Raw genomic sequence first — 19422 nt, 5'->3', positions numbered from 1 at the left:
GAAGCTTTGTGCAGTACGGGAGCCCGGCGATGCCGGGCTTCTTCGTTTTCAGCCGGCGGCGGTTTCGGCCTGGATCGCGGTGAGGGCGATGGTGAAGACGATGTCGTCGACCAGCGCACCGCGGGAAAGGTCGTTCACCGGCTTGCGCAGGCCCTGCAGCATGGGGCCGACGCTGACGCAGTTGGCGCTGCGCTGCACCGCCTTGTAGGTGGTGTTGCCGGTGTTCAGGTCGGGGAACACGAATACCGTGGCGCGGCCGGCCACCGGGCTGTCCGGGGCCTTCTGCCGGGCGACCGCGGCGATCGCCGCGGCGTCGTACTGCAGCGGGCCGTCGATCGGCAGGTCCGGGCGCGCCAGGCGGGCCAGGCGGGTGGCCTCGCGGACCTTCTCCACGTCGACGCCCTCGCCGGAGGCACCGGTGGAATAGCTGATCATCGCCACCCGCGGCGGGATACCGAAGGCCTGGGCCGAGGCCGCGCTCTGCAGGGCGATGTCGGCCAGCTCCTCGGCGCTCGGGTCGGGATTCACCGCGCAGTCGCCGTAGACCAGCACCTGGTCGGGCAGCAGCATGAAGAACACCGAGGACACCAGACGGCAGCCCGGTGCGGTCTTGATCAGCTGCAGGGCCGGGCGGATGGTGTTGGCGGTGGTGTGCACGGCGCCGGAAACCAGCCCGTCGACCTCGTCCAGGGCCAGCATCATGGTGCCGAGCACCACGTTGTCCTCCAGCTGGGCGCGTGCCGCCGGGGCGCTCAGGCCCTTGTGCCGGCGCCGCTCGACCATCGGCTCGACATAGCGCTCGCGGACCCGCTCGGGATCGACGATCTCCAGGCCGGCGGGCAATTCGATACCTTGCGCCCGGGCCACCGTCTGCACCTCCTCGGGTCTGGCCAGCAGCACGCAGCGGGCGATGCCGCGCTGCTGGCAGATTGCCGCGGCCTGCACGGTGCGCGGCTCGCTGCCTTCCGGCAGGACGATGCGCCGGTTCGCCGCCCTGGCCCGCCTGACCAGCTGGTAGCGGAACGCCGGCGGCGACAGGCGCGGCTCGCGGGGCGTGCCGCAGCGCCGGGCGAACCAGGCGTGGTCGAGGTGACTGGCCACGTAGTCGCTGATCCGTTCGGCGCGCTCCTGGTCGTCGAGGGGGATCTCCCGGTTCAGCCGCTCCAGTTCGTGCAGGGTTTCCTCGGGGGCGCGCTCCACGGCGAGCACCGGCAGGCCGTCGGCCATGGCCAGGCGGCACAGCTCGAGCACCCGCTCATCGGCGGGCAGTTCGCCGCACAGCAGCAGCCCGGCCAGCGCCATGCCGTTGCGGCTGGCCAGGCCAGCGGCGAGGATCACGTCGTGGCGGTCGCCGGGCACCAGCAACAGGGTGCCCGGCCTGAAGCGCGGCAGCAGGCTCGGCGCGGCGGCGGCGCACAGCAGGCTGTGCTGTACCCGGCGCTGGCGGTAGTCGCCGGGGTTGAGCAGGCGCGCGCCGAGCAGGTCGGCGATGTCGCTGGTGCGCGGGGTGTTCAGCGTGTCGTGCCAGGGCACGCAGCCGAGCAGGCGCAGGGTCTTGCCGAGCGGTTCGGGCTGGCACAGGCGCTCGGCCAAAGGCCCGGGGCGCACCTTGTTGAGGATCGCCCCGGCGACTGGCGTGTCCTGGCCGGCGCCGAGCAGGCGGGCCTGGATCTCCAGGCGGTCGCGCAGCTCTTCGAGGCTTTCCTCGGCCGGCGTGGAGACCAGGACGACGTCGGCGTTCAGGCTGCGTGCCAGATGCCCGTTGAGGCGTATGGCGTAGCCGACCTGTGGGCTCGGCACCAGGCCCTCGACGATCAGCACGTCGTGGCCGTTCTCGAGCTGCTGCAGACGACCGACGATGTCCTCCAGCAACTCATCCAACTGGCCGTCGCCGAGGCGCCGCTCCACCTGGGCCAGCGATAGAGGCTGCGGCGGGTTCAGATGGTGGGTGCGGGCGATCAACGCGGTGGAGCGCTCCGGACCGCTATCGCCGGGGTGCGGCTGGGCGACCGGCTTGAAGAAGGCGACTTTCAGGCCGCGCCGCTCCAGGGCGCGGACCAGGCCGAGGCTGGCCGAGGTGAGGCCGACGCCGTAGCCGCTGGGGGCGATCAGGAAGGTCTGCATGGGGCTGTCCTTGTCAGGAAGTGGGGGAGTCGAGCAGCGCCAGGGTGTCCAGGGCAATCTGCCGCTCCTCGCTGGTGGGGATCACCAGCAGGCGCGGATGGCCGGGGGCGTTGATCGCGCCGCTGACGCCGCCGACGCAGCGGGCGTTCGCGGCCTTGTCGACCGCCAGGCCGAGCAGCCCCAGATGGCCGACGGTCCTGGCGCGCACCAGCGGCGAGTTCTCGCCGATGCCGCCGGTGAAGATCACCCCGTCCAGGCGCGGCAGGGCGCAGGACAGCGCGGCCAGCGATTTGGCCAGGCGGTAGCAGAACACCTCGATGGCCAGGGTCGCCGGGCGGTGGCCCCGGGCACGCGCCTGCTCCAGGCTGCGCATGTCGTTGGAAAGCCCGGACAGGCCGAGCAGGCCGCTCTCGCTGTTCAGCAGGTGGTCGATCTCCTCGAGGCTCCAGCCCAGCACGCGGGCCAGGTGGCCATACAGGTTGGGGTCGACGTCGCCGCTGCGGGTGCCCATAACCAGGCCTTCCAGCGGGGTCAGGCCCATGCTGGTGTCGCGGCTCTGGCCGTCGACGATGGCGCAGGTCGAGCAGCCGTTGCCCAGGTGTGCGCTCAGCCAGCTGCTGTCGCCGGGGGACAGGCCGGCGAGCTCCGCGGCGCGCCGGCCGACGTAGTGGTGGCTGGTGCCGTGGAAGCCGTAGCGGCGCACGCCATGCTCGCGGTAGAGGTAGTCCGGAATGGCGTAGCGAAAGGCGTGCTCGGGCATGCTCTGGTGGAAGGCGGTATCGAACACCGCGACCTGCGGCAGGCCGGGGAACAGCTGCATGGCCGTCTCGATGCCGAGCAGGTTCTGCGGGTTGTGCAGCGGCGCCAGCGGCACCATGGCGCGGATCGCCGCGAGCGCCCGCGCGTCGATCAGACAGGATTGGGTGAATTGCTCGCCGCCGTGCACCACCCGGTGGCCGATGCCGTGCAGGCGGCCCTCGCAGGCCTCCTCGACCAGCGGCAACAGCGCTTCGAGCGCGGCGCGGTGGTCGGCGCCGGGCAGCTCGCGCTGGTGGCGGATGCTCGCGGCCTGCCAGCAGTGCAGCAGCGCCTGCGGGCTGTTCAGGCGCTCGGCCTGGCCGGCGAGCAGGGGCATGGCGTGGGCCTGGCTGATCAGGGCGAACTTGAGCGACGAGCTGCCGCAGTTGAGCACCAGTATGTTGCGTGTGGCCATCAGTCCTCCCGGGATCGTTCCTTCCGGCACCAGCCGCAGGAAAAGGGTTGACCGATGAGGCGCCGGCGATGTTCCGGATTGAGTACCCAAGGGCGGTTCTGCCAGGGCGGCTGGTGACGCAGATGCTGGGTATGCCCGCAGGACAGCAGCGCCACCCAGTGGCCGTCCGCGTCCTGGCGGAAGCCGGTCAGGCGCGGCGTCCCGGCCCGCTCGTCCTCGCCCGGTTCGCTTTCCCGCGAGGTGACGGTTACACTGGGAACTTCATTCTTCTTTTGCAAAAGGTTGTTCGCTCATGCTGATCGCCGCCAACAAGGCTGTCTCCATCGACTATACCCTGACCAACGATGCCGGTGAGGTGATCGACAGTTCTGCCGGCGGTGCGCCGCTGGTCTATCTGCATGGGGCCGGAAACATCATCGTCGGCCTGGAGAAGGCGCTGGAAGGCAAGCAGGCCGGGGACGAGCTGAAGGTTTCCATCGAGCCGGAAGAGGCCTACGGCGAGTACAGCCCCGAGCTGGTCGCCACCCTCAACCGCGCCATGTTCGAAGGCGTCGACGAGCTGGCGGTGGGCATGCAGTTCCACGCCTCCGCGCCGGACGGCGGCATGCAGATCGTCACCATCCGCCACCTGGAAGGCGACGACGTGACCGTCGACGGCAACCACCCCCTGGCCGGTCAGCGCCTGAACTTCCAGGTCAAGGTGGTCGGCGTGCGCGAAGCCCATCCGGAGGAAATCGCCCACGGCCATATCCATGGCGAGGGTGGCCACCACCACTGAAGCCGGCCCGCCGGCCGTGCGTGACACCTCGAAAGGGCGCCGTTTGGCGCCTTTTCTCTTGGCAAGCAGGGGAGTCGAGAGATGAGTGCGTTCCATGATCTGGCCTTGCGCGGACTGGACAGCCAGGACCTGCCGCTGGCGCAGTTCCGCGACAAGGTGGTGCTGGTGGTCAACGTCGCCTCGAAATGCGGCCTGACGCCTCAGTACGCGAGCCTGGAGAGGCTCCAGCTGCAGTACCGCGACCGTGGTTTCAGCGTGCTCGGCCTGCCGTGCAACCAGTTCGCCGCTCAGGAGCCGGGCGATGAGGCGCAGATCCGCGAGTTCTGCACCCTCAATTACGGTGTGACCTTCCCCCTGGCGGCCAAGCTCGAGGTCAACGGTCCCGAGCGCCACCCCCTGTACCGCTTGCTGGCGGGGGAGGACGCCGAGTTCCCCGGCGACATCACCTGGAATTTCGAGAAGTTCCTGGTGGGCCGCGACGGCCGCGTGCTGGCGCGCTTCTCGCCGCGCACCGCGCCGGACGCCCCGGCGCTGCTGCAGGCGATCGAGAAGGCCCTCGGCTGATCAGGAGCGGTTCTGCGCCTTGAGCAGGTTGCGGATCTCCTCGAGCAGCTGCTGGTCGCGGGTCGGTGCCGGCGGCAGGCTCGGCGCCGCCGCCTCCTTGCGCTTGAGCTTGTTGAGTGCCTTGACGCCGATGAAGATGGCGAAGGCGATGATCACAAAGTCGATCACCGTCTGGAGGAACCGGCCGTAGGCCAGCACCACCGCGGGCGCATCGCCCCGGGCCTGCTTGAGGGTGATGGCCAGGTCGGAGAAGTCCACTCCGCCGATCAGCAGGCCGAGCGGCGGCATGATCAAGTCCCCGACGAAGGACGAGACGATCTTGCCGAAGGCCGCGCCGATGATGATCCCCACCGCCATGTCGACCACGTTGCCCTTGACGGCGAAGGCCTTGAATTCGCTGAGCATGCCCATGCAAGCGCTCCTCGTTGAGATGACCTGGCTCGCAGTCTAGGGCGTGTCATCGGTTATTTCCCGCAGCGCGCCGGTCGCTGAAAACCCGGCCGGCGTCCCTCAGACGTCCGGAAAGCGGACTGGCGGCAGGGCCTCGAAGGCCGGTCTGGCGAACAGGTAGCCCTGGAACAGCTCGATCCCCAGACCGCGCAGGGCCTCGAGTTCGCCCGGCGTCTCCACGCCCTCGGCGATCACCGTGATCCCCAGGCGCCGGCTGATCGCGAGCAGACCCTCGACCAGGACCTGGCGCACGCTGTCGCGGTCGATGTCGCGAATCAGCGCCATGTCCAGCTTGATCAGGTCCGGCTGGAAGTCGGCCAGCAGGTTGAGCCCGGCGTAGCCGGCGCCGAAGTCGTCGATGGCGGTGCGAAAACCCTGCTGGCGATAGGCGCGCAGGATGCCGATCAGGGGGTCGAGGTCGAGCTCCTGTTCCTGCTCGGTGACCTCGAAGATGATCCGCTCCAGCGGGAAATGGCAGCGCCGCGCGGCTTCCAGGGTGGCGCGGAGGCAGGTTTCCGCGCGATAGACGGCATTGGGCATGAAGTTGATCGACAGGAATCCCGGTACGGCCAGGGCCGCTCCCCATTCCACGGCCTTGACCCGGCACTGCTGGTCGAAGCGGTAGCGGTTCTCCGCATCGACCTGCGCCAGCAGGCTGCCCGCGCCGCTGCCGTCGGCACCGCGCACCAGTGCCTCGTGGGCGAAGATGCGGCGCTTCGGCAGGTCGACGATCGGCTGGAAGGCCATGCTCAGGGCGGGAGTGGAGTCCGGGGCGGTCTGGCAGGCGTGGCAGGGCGATGGGGTGTCAGGCATCGGCGAATGACTCGGAAGGGTTCGATGAGGCACGAAAGCAGATTTCACCTTGGCTGTCATCCGGACTTTCAGGCACGCCCGGCTTGCAGCGACAGCCTCGCCAGGGCCAGGAAAGCTTTTCTATGAGGCAGATGAATACATTACCGAGCAGAAGAGGATCCGTCGCGAGCAGAACTTCAAGCAGGCCGGGGAGCTGTTCCGCGGCTACGACCTCGGCATGGCCAACGAATAGGGCCACACGGCGCTGATCCTGGCCGCCTATCACGGGCGAATCGAGACGGTGGCGCAGCTGCTCGCCGCCGGCGCCGGCACCGATGCCTGTGGCCAGGACCGGCATGGCAACACCGCGCTGATGGGGGCGATCTTCAAGGGCGAGCTGCGCATCGCCAGGCGCCTGCTGGCGACCGAATGCGATCCGGACCAGCGCAATGCCGCCGGCCAGACCCCGGCCATGTACGCCGCGCTGTTCCAGCGCCGGGAGCTGCTCGAGGCGCTGCGCGAGCGCGGTGCCAACCTGACGGCCAGCGATGCGTTCGGCAACACGGTGGAGAACCTGGCGCGCGGGGAGATCCGCTCGCCCTGAGCGCCGGCAGCTGCGGTTGCCGGCTGCTAAGGTGAAGAGGTCCGGCCCCGCCACCACAGGAGGAACGCTTCATGTACGTCGATCCCCACCCCCTGAGCAAGGATTTCCCGGACCAGACCGAGACGCTGCAGCGTCTGCGGCAGACGAGCCCCAACTTTTCCCGCCTGGTCGAGGAGTACGAGGCGCTGGACAAGCGCATCTGCCGTGTCGAGGGCGGTACGGAGAACCTGGACGACCTGCAGCTGCAAGCGTTGAAGCAGGAGCGGGTGGTGATGAAGGACGATATCGCCCGCCAGCTCCGAAAGGCACTCGACAACAGCGGAAGCTGACTCGTCGAGCGTCGCGCACAGGCCTGCGCCCGGCCGCTATCATGCGGGCTTTTCCCGGAGCGGAGTTCCCATGGCCAAGGCCAAGCGCATGTACGGCTGCACCGAGTGCGGCGCCACCTTCCCCAAATGGGCCGGCCAGTGCGGCGAGTGCGGCGCCTGGAACACCCTGGTGGAAACCCTGCTGGAGGGCGCGGCGACGCCGAACGGTCGCGGCGGCTGGGCCGGCCAGCAGGCCAACGTCAGGACCCTGGCGGAGGTCAGCGTCGAGGAGGTGCCGCGCTTCTCCACTGCCTCGAAGGAGCTCGACCGGGTGCTCGGCGGCGGCCTGGTGGACGGCTCGGTGGTGCTGATCGGCGGCGACCCCGGCATCGGCAAGTCGACCATCCTCCTGCAGACCCTGTGCAACGTCGCCGAACGCTTCCCGGCGCTCTACGTCACCGGCGAGGAGTCCCAGCAGCAGGTGGCGATGCGTGCCCGCCGCCTGGACCTGCCGCAGGACAAGCTCAAGGTGATGACCGAGACCTGCATCGAGGCGATCATCGCCACCGCCCGCCTGGAAAAGCCCAAGGTGATGGTGATCGACTCGATCCAGACCATCTTCACCGAGCAGCTGCAGTCGGCGCCCGGCGGCGTCGCCCAGGTGCGCGAGAGCGCGGCGCTCTTGGTGCGCTTCGCCAAGCAGAGCGGCACCGCGGTGTTCCTGGTCGGCCACGTCACCAAGGAGGGCGCGCTGGCCGGCCCCCGGGTGCTCGAGCACATGGTCGACACCGTGCTGTATTTCGAGGGCGAGTCCGACGGCCGCCTGCGCCTCTTGCGGGCGGTGAAGAACCGTTTCGGCGCGGTCAACGAGCTGGGTGTGTTCGGCATGACCGACAAGGGCCTGAAGGAGGTCTCCAACCCCTCGGCGATCTTCCTCACCCGCGCCCAGGAGGCGGTGCCCGGCAGCGTGGTGATGGCCACCTGGGAGGGTTCGCGGCCGATGCTGGTCGAGGTGCAGGCGCTGGTCGACAACAGCCACCTGGCCAACCCGCGGCGCGTGACCCTGGGCCTGGACCAGAACCGCCTGGCCATGCTGCTGGCCGTGCTGCACCGCCACGGCGGCATTCCCACCTACGACCAGGACGTGTTCCTCAACGTGGTCGGCGGGGTCAAGGTGCTGGAGACCGCCTCGGATCTGGCGTTGCTCGCCGCGGTGATCTCCAGCCTGCGCAACCGGCCCTTGCCCCACGATCTCCTGGTGTTCGGCGAGATCGGCCTGTCCGGCGAGATCCGTCCGGTGCCGAGCGGCCAGGAGCGCCTCAAGGAGGCTGCCAAGCACGGTTTCAAGCGCGCCATCGTGCCCAGGGGCAACACGCCCAAGGAGGCCCCGGACGGGCTGGCGGTGGTCGCGGTGACGCGCCTGGAGCAGGCGCTGGATGCACTGTTCGAGTGAGTGCCGGGCGTCGGCTCCGTCAGCGGCGGGCGCTACAATCGGCCTTTTTCGCCAAGGAGTGCCGCCATGTCCAGCCGCCCGATCCCCCGCATCCTGCCGCCGCCGCTCATCTATCTGCTCTTCATCGGCCTCGCCTGGGGCCTGGATGCCCTGCTGCCGATAGCACTGCCGTCCAACGACTGGACCTACTGGGCCGGCTGGGGCCTGATCGACGCCGGCCTGGTGCTGATGCTCTGGAGCGCGCTGCAGATGATCCGCCAGCGCACCACCGTCAATCCCTACGGCACGCCGGCGAAGCTGCTCGAGGAGGGGCCGTTCCGCTTCTCGCGCAACCCCATCTACCTGGCCGATACCCTGGTCTACGCCGGCATCGCCCTGCTCCTGGCCAGCCTCTGGCCCTGGCTGCTGCTGCCGGTGCTGATCGTCTTCATGAGCCGCACGGTGATCCGCCATGAGGAGGCGTTGCTGACCGAGCTCTTCGGCGACGCCTATCGCGCCTACCGGGCGCGGGTGAGGCGCTGGATCTGACAGGGCCCCGCTCAGAGCAGGGAGGCGCTCAGGGCGTACTTGATCAGCGCCGCCGAGCCGTCGATGTTCAGCTTGCGGCGGATGCTCAGGCGATGGGTCTCCACCGTGCGCACGCTGATGTCGAGTTCGCGGGCCATGGCCTTGCTGTCCAGCCCCTGGGCGAGCATCTGCAGGATCTGGCACTCCCGTGGCGTCAGGTTGTGGGGCTCCGCGCTTCGCTCGGCGAGCTTGCGGGCGATTTCCGAGCTGTAGAAGCTGCCGCCGGCGGCGATGGCCTCGATGGCGGCGACGATCTCCCGGGACGAGGCGTCCTTCAGCACATAGCCGCAGGCCCCGGCGCGGATCGCGGTGCGCACGTATTCGGTGTTGTCATACATGCTGAGGATCAGCACCTTGAGGTCCGGGTACTGCCGGCCCAGGGTGCGGGTCAGCTCCAGGCCGTTGGTGTCCTTCAGGCCGATGTCGAGCAGCAGCAGATCCGCCGGCACCCGGGCGAGCAGTTCGAGCGCCTCGACGGCGCTTTCCGCCTCGCCCACCACCTCGATTCGCGGCATGACCGCCAGCAAGGCACGGATGCCCTCGCGTACCAGTGCATGATCGTCGACCAGGACGATCCGGATCGGGTTGCCGGAATTCATGCTGCAACTCTTCTTATTGGGTGGGCGACGTGCCGGCCTCAGGCGGTCGGCACGGGCAATATTACACGTATCCCGGTCCGGCCCGTGCTGGACGATAGGCTGAAGCGACCGCCGAGGTGCTCGACCCGTTCGCGGATGTTGCGCAGGCCGATGCCGTCCTGCAGGTGCTCGATGGTCTGCGGATCGAAGCCGATGCCGTCGTCCTGCACCAGCAGCTGCACGCCGTTCACGCAGGGCTCGAGATCGATGAGGACGCTGCCGGCCCGGGCGTGGCGTTCGATGTTGGTCAGCGCCTCCTGGACGATGCGGAACAGCGCCACCGCCACTTCGTCGGGCAGCCGGGCGTCGGGCAGGCCGTTGCGGTAGACGACGCCCAGGGCGCAGCGCTGCTCGAACTCGGTCGCCAGTTGGCCGATGGCGGCCGGCAGGCCCAGGGTGTCGAGCAGCGAGGGGCGCAGGTCGTGGGAGATGCGGCGGATCTCGCCGATGGCGCTGCCCAGGCGTTCGGTGGCCTGGCCGAGGATCGCGAGACCCGCGGCGTGGCCCGCTTCCAACTGATGGCCGGCCAGCTCGAACTGGAACTTGATCGACACCAGCAACTGGCTGATGCCGTCGTGCAGTTCCCGGGAAACCCGCGAGCGCTCCTCTTCCTGCAGGTGGACGATGCGCCGGTTGAGCGCCTGCAGCTTGCTGTCGGCCAGCCGGTGTTCCCGGACGCTCAGGGTCAGGCCGCCGGCGAAGACCAGCAGCACCGCCACCAGGGCGATGGTGGCGATGGCGAGCATGGTGGAGCGTATGCCGCCGGCCACCTCGTCGCGGACCTGGCGGGTCGCCTGCTCCACGTCCTCGAGGTAGATCCCGGTACCGAGCATCCAGCCCCAGGGTTCGAGGATCACCACATAGGCCAGCTTGTCGGTCACCTGGCCGGTCGAGGGCTTCTGCCAGGCATAGCGCTGGAAGCCGTCGCCGTGGGTGGCGCTCTCGACCAGCGCCCGGACGGCGGGCAGGCCGTGGGGATCGGTCAGGTTCCACAGGTCGCGGCCGACCAGTTCGGCCTGGCGGGGATGCATCAGATTGCGGCCCCGGGTGTCGTAGACGAAGAAGTAGCCGTCCCGCCCGAAACTGATCCTGGCCAGGGCCTCGAGCGCCTGCCGCCGGGCCCGGGCATCGTCCTGGCCGCTGGCCTGCAGCGGGGCGATGACGCTCAGCGCCATGGCCATGTAGTTCTTCAGCTCGGCCCGCTTGCTGGACAGGATGGCGTTCTCGATCAGCCGGGCCTGGTCTTCCCCGAGCCGCTGGTTCTGCACGATGACCAGGGCGCAGATCAGCGCCACGGCCAGCAGCAGCGGCAGGATGCTGAGAGCGACGATCTTGTGTTTGAGCTGCATGGGTCTTCTCGTGGAGCGCGGCGCTGTCGCCGGGATTCCCCGCAGCGGAGGTTGCGGGCCGGGAAGGGGAGGCCGCCGGGCCTGGCGATTCTGTCCTAGGATTTTCGGCAGGAGCGTTTCTGCCGGACGCTGCCGTCCGGCTGCCTGCCATCTGGCGCCAGGCGCCGTGCCAGAGCCATCCGGGGGTGGGGCGTGGCACGCCGTCCTTTTCGCGTCTGCGTAGTTCTACGTAGTGGCCCTGAGTAGCACTGCGAATATCGGCGCCGGCGAGATGTGGGGATAGTAGCAAGGCTCCATCTCCGGAGCGCGACAATTCCAACAATGGCGCCGCGGGCCGCCCGGCCGGCGGCAGGAGAACGCAATGAACCGACTGGTCTCTCATCTCGCCTGGCTCGCCCTGGCGGTGCTGGGCGCCGCCGCCCTGGGCGTCGTGGCCCTGCGTCGAGGCGAAGCCATCAACGCCCTGTGGATCGTGGTCGCCGCGACGGCCATCTACCTGGTCGCCTACCGCTACTACAGCCTGTTCATCGCCACCCGGGTGATGCAGCTCGATCCGCGCCGCGCCACCCCGGCGGTGCTCAACAACGACGGCCTGGACTTCGTGCCGACCAACAAGCACGTGCTGTTCGGCCATCACTTCGCCGCCATCGCCGGCGCGGGCCCGCTGGTCGGCCCGGTGCTCGCCGCGCAGATGGGCTACCTGCCCGGCACCCTGTGGCTGATCGCCGGGGTGGTGCTGGCCGGCGCGGTGCAGGACTTCCTGGTCCTGTGCATCTCCACCCGCCGCAACGCCCGCTCGCTGGGCGACATGGTGCGCGAGGAAATGGGCCGGATTCCCGGCACCATCGCGCTGTTCGGCTGCTTCCTGATCATGGTCATCATCCTCGCGGTGCTGGCGCTGATCGTGGTCAAGGCCCTGGCCCACAGCCCGTGGGGCATGTTCACGGTGATCGCGACCATCCCGATCGCCATGTTCATGGGCCTGTACATGCGCTACATCCGCCCGGGACGCATCGGCGAGATCTCGCTGGTCGGCATCGTCCTGCTGCTGGGCTCGATCTGGCTGGGCGGTGCGATTTCCACCGACCCCTACTGGAGCGAGGTGTTCACCTTCAGCGGCGTGCAGATCACCTGGATGCTGATCGGCTACGGCTTCGTCGCCGCAGTGCTGCCGGTGTGGCTGATCCTCGCCCCGCGCGACTACCTGTCGACCTTTCTGAAGATCGGCACCATCGCCGCCCTGGCGGTCGGCATCGTGATCCTCAACCCCGACCTGAAGATGCCGGCCGTGACCCAGTTCATCGACGGCAGCGGCCCGGTGTGGAAGGGCGCGCTGTTCCCCTTCCTGTTCATCACCATCGCCTGCGGCGCGGTATCCGGCTTTCATGCGCTGATCGCCTCCGGCACCACGCCCAAGCTGCTGGCCAGCGAGACCCATGCCCGCTACATCGGCTACGGCGGCATGCTGATGGAGTCGATGGTGGCAATCATGGCCATGGTCGCTGCCGCGGTGATCGAGCCTGGCGTGTACTTCGCCATGAACAGCCCGCCGGCCATTGTCGGTGCCGATGCCGCCAGCGTGGCGGCGGCGGTCAGCAACTGGGGCTTCGCCATCACCCCCGAAGCGCTTGAGGGCGTGGCCCGCGACATCGGTGAAACCACCATCCTGGCGCGTGCCGGCGGTGCGCCGACCCTGGCCGTGGGCATCGCGCAGATTCTTCATCAGGTATTGCCGGGGGCGACCTCCATGGCGTTCTGGTATCACTTTGCCATTCTGTTCGAGGCGCTGTTCATCCTCACCGCCGTGGACGCCGGCACCCGCGCCGGGCGCTTCATGCTCCAGGACCTGCTCGGCAACTTCGTGCCGGCCCTGCGCCGCACCGACTCCTGGGGTGCCAACGTGATTGCCACCGCCGGCTGCGTGGCGCTCTGGGGCTATCTGCTGTACCAGGGCGTGGTCGACCCGCTGGGCGGCATCAACACCCTGTGGCCGCTGTTCGGCATCTCCAACCAGATGCTCGCCGGCATCGCCCTGATGCTCTGCAGCGTGGTATTGATCAAGATGAAGCGCCAGCGCTACGTCTGGGTCACCCTGCTGCCGGCTGTCTGGCTGCTGATCTGCACCACGGTGGCGAGCCTGATCAAGCTGTTCGATCCGAACCCGGCGGTCGGCTTCCTCGCCCTGGCCAACAAGTACACCGCAGCGCTGGAGGCCGGCCAGATCCTGGCTCCGGCCAAGGACCTCGGCCAGATGCAGAGCGTGATCATGAACGCCTACACCAATGCCGGTCTCAGCGTGCTGTTCCTGGTGGTGGTGTTCAGCATCCTGTTCTACTCGCTGAAGGTCGGCCGTGCCGCCTGGGTCGTCGAGGAGCGCACCGACAAGGAAACGCCCTTCCAGGCGATTCCCGGCGCCTGATCCAGCTCCGGGCTCCTTCGGGGGCCCGGTCTTGAGCAAGAGAGGAGAGGTTTCGTGTTCAACGATCTCAGCCGCATGGGCAAGTATCTCGGCCAGGCCGCCCGCATGCTGGTCGGCATGCCCGACTACGACACCTACGTCGAGCACATGCAGAGCAAGCATCCGGACCAGCCGGTGATGAGCTACGAGGATTTCTTCCGCGAGCGCCAGGATGCCCGCTATGGTGGCGGCAAGGGGCGGCCGGTGCGTTGTTGCTGACTTTGGCGTAGGGTGGACAACCGCGCAGCGTTGTCCACGCCAGATCGTTGCGCCTGGCATTGCATTCACGCGCCACGCTCCGCCGTGGCGCGTTTCGTTTCGAGGAACGCTTCATGTCCCAAGCCCCCATCCCGGTCACCGTGCTCAGCGGCTTTCTCGGCGCCGGCAAGACCACCCTGCTGCAGTACCTGCTCGAGGCCGAGCACGGCCTGAAGATCGCGGTGATCGAGAACGAGTTCAGCGAGACGCCGATCGACGGCCAGTTGCTCGGCTCCGCACCGGTCGAGCTGATGACCCTGGCCAACGGCTGCGTCTGCTGCTCGATCCATGTCGAGCTGGAAAAGGCGCTGTTTCTTTTGCTCGAGCGTCTGGACGCCGGCGAGCTGGCCTTCGACCGTCTGGTCATCGAGTGCACCGGGCTGGCCGATCCGGCGCCGGTGGCGCAGACCTTCTTCGCCGACGACGAGCTGTGCGACCGCTACGTGCTCGACGGCATCATCACCCTGGTGGATGCCGCCAATGCCGGGCGCCACCTGCAGGAGGCCATCGCCCAGGCCCAGGTCGGCTTCGCCGACCGCATCCTGCTGAGCAAGACCGACTTGGTGGCAAGCGAGGCGGTCGAGGCGCTGAGCCAGCGCCTGCAGCGCATCAACCGTCGCGCGCCGATCCGCATCGTCGAGCACGGCCGCATCGAGCTGGGCGAGCTGCTCGATGTGCGCGGCTTCAACCTCAACGCCGACTTCGGCCAGGCCCTGACCCTGCGCCCGCTCGTTCCGGCCGCCAGCAAGGACCGCATCGCCACCCTGGTGCTGCGCACCGAGCAGGCGCTGGACCTGGAGCGGCTCGGCCTGTTCATGGAGGGTCTGCTGGCGCGCTACGGCAACTCGCTGCTGCGCTACAAGGGCGTGCTGAGCCTGGCCGGCGAGCCGCGGCGCATGGTGTTCCAGGGCGTGCTGCGCCTCTACGGCTTCGACTGGGCGGAGGAGTGGGGCGCCGACGAGACGCGCGAGAGCGTGCTGGTGTTCATCGGCGACAACCTGCCGGAAGAGGAAATCCGCGCGGGATTCGCCGAGGTGCAGGACTGAGCCGCGCCGCCTCGGTGGGGACAGTTTTGCGCCGAACGTTGGGCCGCACGGGCCGGGAGCGAACATTCGCCGCCCCTGGCCAGGAGTGGCGGCCGGTGCGGCCGCGGCGGTCAGGCGGAGATCGGCGTGCGCCAGTCGTCGGAGCCGGAGGTGCCGGACACCTCGTGGGTCCAGACGATCTTGCGGTAGGTGAAATAGACGTCCTCCAGATGGGTGAAGTGCGCCATGTTCGGGTCCTGGCAGTTCGGCATGCGTGACTGCACGTCGACGATCACCGCATCCTCCAGCTCGATGGTGAAGTAGTGCTCCTGGGTGCCGGTGGCCGAGGTGCGGAACCACTCCAGGCGGCACTTGGCCAGGCGCTCGCCGGAGGTGAGGGCGTTGAAGATCAGCGGCGAGGACTTGTCGAACACCTTGGTGATCATCAGCGGCTTGTGCACGCGCTGGCCGGTGGGCTGGCCGGACTGCGGGTCGCGGGGAATGATCACCTGGTGGTTGAAGGCCTGAACCAGGATCTGGTCCTCGTGGCCTTCCTGGAAGATATTGCCGACCGAATCCTCGGTGAAGGTGCCGGCAGTGATCAGGCCCTGCTTGGTGCCTTCGAGGGACAGGTACGCGGGTGTTGGCATGGGGACTCTCCTTGCTGGGTGATGGACCGGAGCGGTCCGGAAGTCGAAACCAGACAAGACCCGTGCCGAACCCACTAATCCTTTTAAATCAAGAAGATGGGCTGGGAGAGCCGAAACTGTGTGACGGCTGTCGGCAACCCTTGCGCAGCTTTTTGCGTAGAGATGGACGAGAACTTGCCTCCTGTCCGAAAGCTACGGCTGGCGGGGCTTGAGGCTGTCTCGGGAGGGATGCGGGGAGCCGATGGCGCAAGGGCTTGCGCAGTGGCCAGCACTGCAGGGGGGGGCGCGTGCTTGTCGTGCCGGTGCGCCGGCAGGAGACGAAAAAGCCCGGCGCGGGGCCGGGCTTTTCCAGGAGGCGAGGCTTAGTTGCCGTAAACCGGCAGGCGGGCGCAGACGGCCTTGACCTTCTCGCGCACGGCGTCGATCACCGCCTCGTTGTTCAGGTCGGCGAGGATGTCGCAGATCCAGCCGGCCAGCTCGCGGCACTCGGCTTCCTTGAAGCCGCGGGTGGTCACGGCCGGGGTGCCGATACGCAGACCTGAGGTGACGAAGGGCGAGCGCGGGTCGTTCGGCACGCTGTTCTTGTTCACGGTGATGAAGGCGCGGCCCAGGGCGGCGTCCGCGTCCTTGCCGGTGATGTCCTGCTTGATCAGCGACAGCAGGAACAGGTGGTTCTGGGTGCCGCCGGACACCACGTCGAAGCCGCGCTCGATGAACACCTGGGCCATGGCCTGGGCGTTCTTCACCACCTGCTGCTGGTATTCCTTGAACTCCGGCTGCAGGGCTTCCTTGAAGCACACCGCCTTGGCAGCGATCACGTGCTCCAGCGGGCCGCCCTGGGTGCCCGGGAAGACCGCGGAGTTGAGCTTCTTCTCGATCTCCTCGTTCCTGCGGGCGAGGATCAGGCCGCCGCGCGGGCCGCGCAGGGTCTTGTGGGTGGTGGTGGTGACCACGTCGGCGAAGGGGATCGGGTTGGGATACACGCCGGCGGCGACCAGGCCGGCGACGTGGGCCATGTCGACGAACAGGTAGGCACCGACCTTGTCGGCGATGGCGCGGAAGCGCGGGAAGTCCAGCACCTGGGAGTAGGCGGAGAAGCCGGCGACGATCATCTTCGGCTTGTGCTCGAGGGCCAGGCGCTCGACTTCGTCGTAGTCGATCAGGCCGTTGCCGTCGATGCCGTACTGCACCGCATGGTACAGCTTGCCGGAGGAGGACACGCTGGCGCCGTGAGTCAGATGGCCGCCGTGGGCCAGGCTCATGCCGAGGATGGTGTCGCCGGCGTTGAGCAGGGCCAGGTAGACCGCGGCGTTGGCCTGCGATCCGGCGTGCGGCTGGACGTTGGCGTAGTCGGCGCCGAACAGCTGCTTGGCGCGGTCGATGGCCAGCTGCTCGACGATGTCGACGTACTCGCAGCCGCCGTAGTAGCGCTTGCCCGGATAGCCTTCGGCGTACTTGTTGGTGAGTACCGAACCTTGGGCCTCCATCACGGCGGGGCTGGTGTAGTTCTCGGACGCGATCAGCTCGATGTGATCCTCCTGGCGCTGGGCTTCTTGCTCCATGGCGGCGAACAGTTCGGCATCGTAGCGGGCGAGGGTCAAATCACGGCTGAACATGGCAATCCCCTGGGTTCGGCTGGGCGGTAGATTTAAAGAGGGCGCGGATTCTACCCTATCCGCAGCGGGCCGGCACATGAAAGACGATCAACTGTGGGCGAGCCGGGCTCATCTCGCGGGCCGCGCCATCTTCCCCACAGTAAAGCCGCTCGCCGCCCGGGGCGCCCCTCGTCTGGTTTGCCCGGCGCATTTCGGGTAGCTTTGCCGGCACGCGCGGGGGCCGGGCAGCCGGTGTCACTGAGCTGTCGCGGATCGCCGTTCGGCCGCGCCCCTGGCCGGGTGTCCCCGGCTAGGCGCCCCCGGCTAGGCGCCCCCGTCTTCCCGTTTCCATTTCCTGGTCGAAACCAAGGTCATTCATGGCTCAATACGTCTACACCATGCATCGGGTCAGCAAGGTCGTGCCCCCGAAGCGTGAAATCCTCAAGGACATCTCCCTGTCGTTCTTCCCAGGCGCCAAGATCGGCGTGCTCGGCCTCAACGGCGCGGGCAAGTCGACCCTGCTGCGGATCATGGCCGGGGTCGACACCGAGTTCGACGGCGAGGCCCGGCCGATGCCCGGCATCAAGGTCGGCTACCTGCCGCAGGAGCCGCAGCTCGATCCGGAGAAGACGGTGCGCGACATCGTCGAGGAGGCGGTGGGCGAGATCAAGCAGGCCCAGGCCCGCCTCGACGAGGTCTACGCCGCCTACGCCGAACCGGATGCCGACTTCGATGCGCTGGCCGCCGAGCAGGCCAAGCTGGAGGCGATCCTCCAGGCGTCCGACGGCCACAACCTCGAGCGCCAGTTGGAAGTCGCCGCCGACGCCCTGCGCCTGCCGCCGTGGGAGGCGAAGATCGAGCACCTCTCCGGCGGCGAGAAGCGCCGCGTGGCGCTGTGCCGTCTGCTGCTGTCGGCGCCCGACATGCTGCTCCTGGACGAGCCGACCAACCACCTGGACGCCGACTCCGTGGCCTGGCTGGAGCATTTCCTCCACGACTTCCCCGGCACCGTGGTGGCGATCACCCACGACCGCTACTTCCTCGACAACGTCGCCGGCTGGATCCTCGAACTGGACCGCGGCCACGGCATCCCCTTCGAGGGCAACTACTCGCAGTGGCTGGAATCCAAGGCCGCCCGCCTGACCCAGGAAGCCAAGGCCGAGGCTGCTCACGCCAAGGCCATGAAGGCCGAGCTGGAATGGGTGCGCCAGGGTGCCAAGGCCCGCCAGGCCAAGTCCAAGGCGCGCCTGCAGCGTTTCGAGGAGATGCAGTCCCAGGAATTCCAGAAGCGCAGCGAGACCAACGAGATCTACATCCCGGCCGGTCCCCGCCTGGGCGACAAGGTCATCGAGTTCAGCCACGTGCGCAAGGGCTACGGTGACCGCGTGCTGATCGACGATTTGTCCTTCGCCGTGCCCAAGGGCGCCATCGTCGGGGTGATCGGCGGCAACGGCGCGGGCAAGTCGACCCTGTTCCGCATGATCCTCGGCCGGGAAACCCCGGACGCCGGCACCATCGAGCTCGGCGACAGCGTGCAGGTCGCCAGCGTCGACCAGAGCCGCGACAGCCTGGACGGCAGCAAGACCGTCTGGGAGCAGGTCTCCGACGGTCTCGACCAGATCCGCATCGGCAACTACGAGGTGCCTTCGCGCAGCTACGTGGGCCGCTTCAACTTCAAGGGCGCCGACCAGCAGAAGTTCGTCAAGGACCTCTCCGGCGGTGAGCGCGGTCGCCTGCACCTGGCGCTGACCCTGAAGCAGGGCGGCAACGTGCTGCTGCTCGACGAACCGTCCAACGACCTCGACGTGGAAACCCTGCGCGCCCTGGAAGAGGCGCTGCTGGACTTCCCTGGCTCGGCCATCGTGATTTCCCACGACCGCTGGTTCCTCGACCGCATCGCCACCCACATCCTCTCCTACGAGGACGACTCCAGCGTGGTGTTCTTCGAGGGCAACTACACCGAGTACGAGGCCGACCGCAAGAAGCGCCTCGGCGACGCCGCCGCCCAGCCGCACCGGGTGCGCTACAAGAAGCTGGCGTAAACTCGAAGGCAGCCACAAGCAGGCCCGAGACGAGAAGCCCCTGCCACAGCGGCAGGGGCTTTTTCGTTTTGGACGAGGCAGCGAGGTTTTTCGGAAGGCTGCCGATACCATGGGTGCCCGCTGGGGAGGAACGCCATGCCTTCACTGGATGAAATGATCGAGGTCGCCGGTCTCGCGATCGATGGCGCCGGGGTTGTGATCATCGTGCTTGGAATAGGGGTCGCCGCGGTCCGCTTCTGCATTGCCGGCCGGCGGACGGCCACCCCCTATCGGCAGTTGCGGCACGATCTGGGGCGGGGGATCCTGCTCGGGCTGGAGTTTCTGGTGGCGGCCGACATCATCCGCACGGTGGCTGTGACCCCGACGCTCGAGAGCGTCCTCGTCCTGGGGCTGATCGTCCTGATCCGGACCTTCCTGAGCATGTCCCTGCAGGTCGAGTTGGACGGCCGCTGGCCATGGCAGCGGGCGGCGGAGCCGGCGAGCCGGGGCGATGCGGATATCTGACAGGGGATTCCGCCTCCGCTCATGTCTGGACTTGCAGCAAGCAGAAGCCT

19 protein-coding genes and 1 pseudogene are annotated in these 19422 nt (G+C 68.1%); 11 read left to right on the top strand and 9 right to left on the bottom strand.

The window, feature by feature from the left end; genetic code table 11:
• Positions 1-48: 48 nt before the first annotated feature.
• The 3 genes from pta to GCU53_RS07945 are packed head-to-tail and all read right to left on the bottom strand — an operon-like array spanning position 49 to position 3615.
• Positions 49-2124 carry a phosphate acetyltransferase gene (gene pta / locus GCU53_RS07955; RefSeq protein ID WP_152387146.1) on the bottom strand — a complete coding sequence of 692 codons (2076 nt, stop codon included), beginning with the start codon at positions 2122-2124 and terminating at the stop codon, positions 49-51.
• A 13-nt stretch (positions 2125-2137) separates the two neighbouring features.
• Complete coding sequence (locus GCU53_RS07950; protein ID WP_152387145.1) at positions 2138-3337, bottom strand: acetate kinase; 1200 nt, start codon at positions 3335-3337, stop codon at positions 2138-2140.
• Positions 3337-3615 (bottom strand): DUF3565 domain-containing protein, encoded by a 279-nt coding sequence (locus tag GCU53_RS07945; RefSeq protein WP_152387144.1) that lies wholly within the window; start codon positions 3613-3615, stop codon positions 3337-3339. The genes GCU53_RS07950 and GCU53_RS07945 overlap by 1 nt, the downstream gene beginning before the upstream one ends.
• Positions 3616-3629: 14 nt before the next feature.
• On the opposite strand from GCU53_RS07945, the gene GCU53_RS07940 reads away from it, so the two are divergent.
• Positions 3630-4115, top strand: coding sequence for an FKBP-type peptidyl-prolyl cis-trans isomerase (locus GCU53_RS07940; RefSeq protein ID WP_152387143.1), 486 nt, complete (start codon positions 3630-3632; stop codon positions 4113-4115).
• An 81-nt stretch (positions 4116-4196) separates the two neighbouring features.
• The gene (locus tag GCU53_RS07935; RefSeq protein ID WP_152387142.1) at positions 4197-4679 is read left to right on the top strand and encodes a glutathione peroxidase; all 483 of its coding nucleotides are present in this window, start codon (positions 4197-4199) and stop codon (positions 4677-4679) included.
• On the opposite strand, the gene mscL is transcribed toward GCU53_RS07935, so the two are convergent.
• Both mscL and GCU53_RS07925 read right to left on the bottom strand, forming a co-directional pair.
• Positions 4680-5090, bottom strand: coding sequence for a large-conductance mechanosensitive channel protein MscL (gene mscL, locus GCU53_RS07930; RefSeq protein WP_152387141.1), 411 nt, complete (start codon positions 5088-5090; stop codon positions 4680-4682).
• A gap of 99 nt (positions 5091-5189) precedes the next feature.
• Entirely contained in the window at positions 5190-5942 is a 753-nt protein-coding gene (locus tag GCU53_RS07925) for an EAL domain-containing protein (RefSeq protein WP_152387140.1), read from the bottom strand.
• A gap of 196 nt (positions 5943-6138) precedes the next feature.
• Here GCU53_RS07925 and GCU53_RS07920 point away from each other — a divergent pair.
• From GCU53_RS07920 to GCU53_RS07905, 4 genes and pseudogenes are all read left to right on the top strand, one after another.
• Positions 6139-6525 (top strand): annotated as a pseudogene (locus GCU53_RS07920) (ankyrin repeat domain-containing protein); the annotation flags it as partial.
• 71 nt (positions 6526-6596) lie between these two features.
• Entirely contained in the window at positions 6597-6854 is a 258-nt protein-coding gene (locus GCU53_RS07915) for an HP1242/YdcH family protein (protein WP_152387139.1), read from the top strand.
• Between the two features lie 70 nt (positions 6855-6924).
• A complete protein-coding gene (radA, locus tag GCU53_RS07910; RefSeq protein ID WP_152387138.1) occupies positions 6925-8286 on the top strand; it encodes a DNA repair protein RadA in 1362 nt (453 codons plus the stop codon).
• A 66-nt stretch (positions 8287-8352) separates the two neighbouring features.
• Positions 8353-8814: a methyltransferase family protein gene (locus GCU53_RS07905; protein ID WP_152387137.1), complete on the top strand. Its 462-nt coding sequence runs from the start codon at positions 8353-8355 to the stop codon at positions 8812-8814.
• Between the two features lie 11 nt (positions 8815-8825).
• On the opposite strand, the gene GCU53_RS07900 is transcribed toward GCU53_RS07905, so the two are convergent.
• Both GCU53_RS07900 and GCU53_RS07895 read right to left on the bottom strand, forming a co-directional pair.
• Positions 8826-9452: a response regulator gene (locus GCU53_RS07900; protein ID WP_152387136.1), complete on the bottom strand. Its 627-nt coding sequence runs from the start codon at positions 9450-9452 to the stop codon at positions 8826-8828.
• A 38-nt stretch (positions 9453-9490) separates the two neighbouring features.
• Positions 9491-10840 (bottom strand): cache domain-containing protein, encoded by a 1350-nt coding sequence (locus GCU53_RS07895; RefSeq protein WP_152387135.1) that lies wholly within the window; start codon positions 10838-10840, stop codon positions 9491-9493.
• 361 nt (positions 10841-11201) lie between these two features.
• Here GCU53_RS07895 and GCU53_RS07890 point away from each other — a divergent pair, with 361 nt between their 5' ends.
• From GCU53_RS07890 to yjiA, 3 genes are all read left to right on the top strand, one after another.
• On the top strand, positions 11202-13259 hold the full coding sequence (locus tag GCU53_RS07890; protein WP_152387134.1) for a carbon starvation CstA family protein: 2058 nt from the start codon (positions 11202-11204) through the stop codon (positions 13257-13259).
• 54 nt (positions 13260-13313) lie between these two features.
• A complete protein-coding gene (locus GCU53_RS07885) occupies positions 13314-13517 on the top strand; it encodes a YbdD/YjiX family protein (protein WP_131299946.1) in 204 nt (67 codons plus the stop codon).
• A gap of 113 nt (positions 13518-13630) precedes the next feature.
• Positions 13631-14602: a GTPase gene (yjiA, locus tag GCU53_RS07880; protein WP_152387133.1), complete on the top strand. Its 972-nt coding sequence runs from the start codon at positions 13631-13633 to the stop codon at positions 14600-14602.
• A 110-nt stretch (positions 14603-14712) separates the two neighbouring features.
• On the opposite strand, the gene GCU53_RS07875 is transcribed toward yjiA, so the two are convergent.
• Positions 14713-15231: an Hcp family type VI secretion system effector gene (locus GCU53_RS07875; protein ID WP_039802313.1), complete on the bottom strand. Its 519-nt coding sequence runs from the start codon at positions 15229-15231 to the stop codon at positions 14713-14715.
• Positions 15232-15593: 362 nt separating this feature from the next.
• Positions 15594-16847, bottom strand: a complete 1254-nt coding sequence (glyA, locus tag GCU53_RS07870; protein ID WP_152387132.1) for a serine hydroxymethyltransferase — start codon at positions 16845-16847, stop codon at positions 15594-15596.
• A gap of 356 nt (positions 16848-17203) precedes the next feature.
• Here glyA and ettA point away from each other — a divergent pair, with 356 nt between their 5' ends.
• Complete coding sequence (gene ettA / locus GCU53_RS07865) at positions 17204-18868, top strand: energy-dependent translational throttle protein EttA (RefSeq protein WP_152387131.1); 1665 nt, start codon at positions 17204-17206, stop codon at positions 18866-18868.
• Positions 18869-19003: 135 nt separating this feature from the next.
• The gene (locus GCU53_RS07860) at positions 19004-19372 is read left to right on the top strand and encodes a DUF1622 domain-containing protein (protein ID WP_152387130.1); all 369 of its coding nucleotides are present in this window, start codon (positions 19004-19006) and stop codon (positions 19370-19372) included.
• The last annotated feature ends 50 nt before the right edge of the window (positions 19373-19422 follow it).

The organism is Azotobacter salinestris (assembly GCF_009363155.1).
Taxonomy (GTDB): Bacteria; Pseudomonadota; Gammaproteobacteria; order Pseudomonadales; family Pseudomonadaceae; genus Azotobacter; species Azotobacter salinestris.
Note: the sequence above shows the minus strand (reverse complement) of the source record. Positions and strands in the feature narration are given on the sequence as shown.

Coding starts and splice junctions, on each gene's coding strand:
- pta (WP_152387146.1), bottom strand. CDS start 2,124: ATGCAGACCTTCCTGATCGCCCCCAGCGGCTACGGCGTCGGCCTCACC.
- GCU53_RS07950 (WP_152387145.1), bottom strand. CDS start 3,337: ATGGCCACACGCAACATACTGGTGCTCAACTGCGGCAGCTCGTCGCTC.
- GCU53_RS07940 (WP_152387143.1), top strand. CDS start 3,630: ATGCTGATCGCCGCCAACAAGGCTGTCTCCATCGACTATACCCTGACC.
- GCU53_RS07935 (WP_152387142.1), top strand. CDS start 4,197: ATGAGTGCGTTCCATGATCTGGCCTTGCGCGGACTGGACAGCCAGGAC.
- mscL (WP_152387141.1), bottom strand. CDS start 5,090: ATGGGCATGCTCAGCGAATTCAAGGCCTTCGCCGTCAAGGGCAACGTG.
- GCU53_RS07925 (WP_152387140.1), bottom strand. CDS start 5,942: ATGCCTGACACCCCATCGCCCTGCCACGCCTGCCAGACCGCCCCGGAC.
- GCU53_RS07915 (WP_152387139.1), top strand. CDS start 6,597: ATGTACGTCGATCCCCACCCCCTGAGCAAGGATTTCCCGGACCAGACC.
- radA (WP_152387138.1), top strand. CDS start 6,925: ATGGCCAAGGCCAAGCGCATGTACGGCTGCACCGAGTGCGGCGCCACC.
- GCU53_RS07905 (WP_152387137.1), top strand. CDS start 8,353: ATGTCCAGCCGCCCGATCCCCCGCATCCTGCCGCCGCCGCTCATCTAT.
- GCU53_RS07900 (WP_152387136.1), bottom strand. CDS start 9,452: ATGAATTCCGGCAACCCGATCCGGATCGTCCTGGTCGACGATCATGCA.
- GCU53_RS07895 (WP_152387135.1), bottom strand. CDS start 10,840: ATGCAGCTCAAACACAAGATCGTCGCTCTCAGCATCCTGCCGCTGCTG.
- GCU53_RS07890 (WP_152387134.1), top strand. CDS start 11,202: ATGAACCGACTGGTCTCTCATCTCGCCTGGCTCGCCCTGGCGGTGCTG.
- yjiA (WP_152387133.1), top strand. CDS start 13,631: ATGTCCCAAGCCCCCATCCCGGTCACCGTGCTCAGCGGCTTTCTCGGC.
- GCU53_RS07875 (WP_039802313.1), bottom strand. CDS start 15,231: ATGCCAACACCCGCGTACCTGTCCCTCGAAGGCACCAAGCAGGGCCTG.
- glyA (WP_152387132.1), bottom strand. CDS start 16,847: ATGTTCAGCCGTGATTTGACCCTCGCCCGCTACGATGCCGAACTGTTC.
- ettA (WP_152387131.1), top strand. CDS start 17,204: ATGGCTCAATACGTCTACACCATGCATCGGGTCAGCAAGGTCGTGCCC.
- GCU53_RS07860 (WP_152387130.1), top strand. CDS start 19,004: ATGCCTTCACTGGATGAAATGATCGAGGTCGCCGGTCTCGCGATCGAT.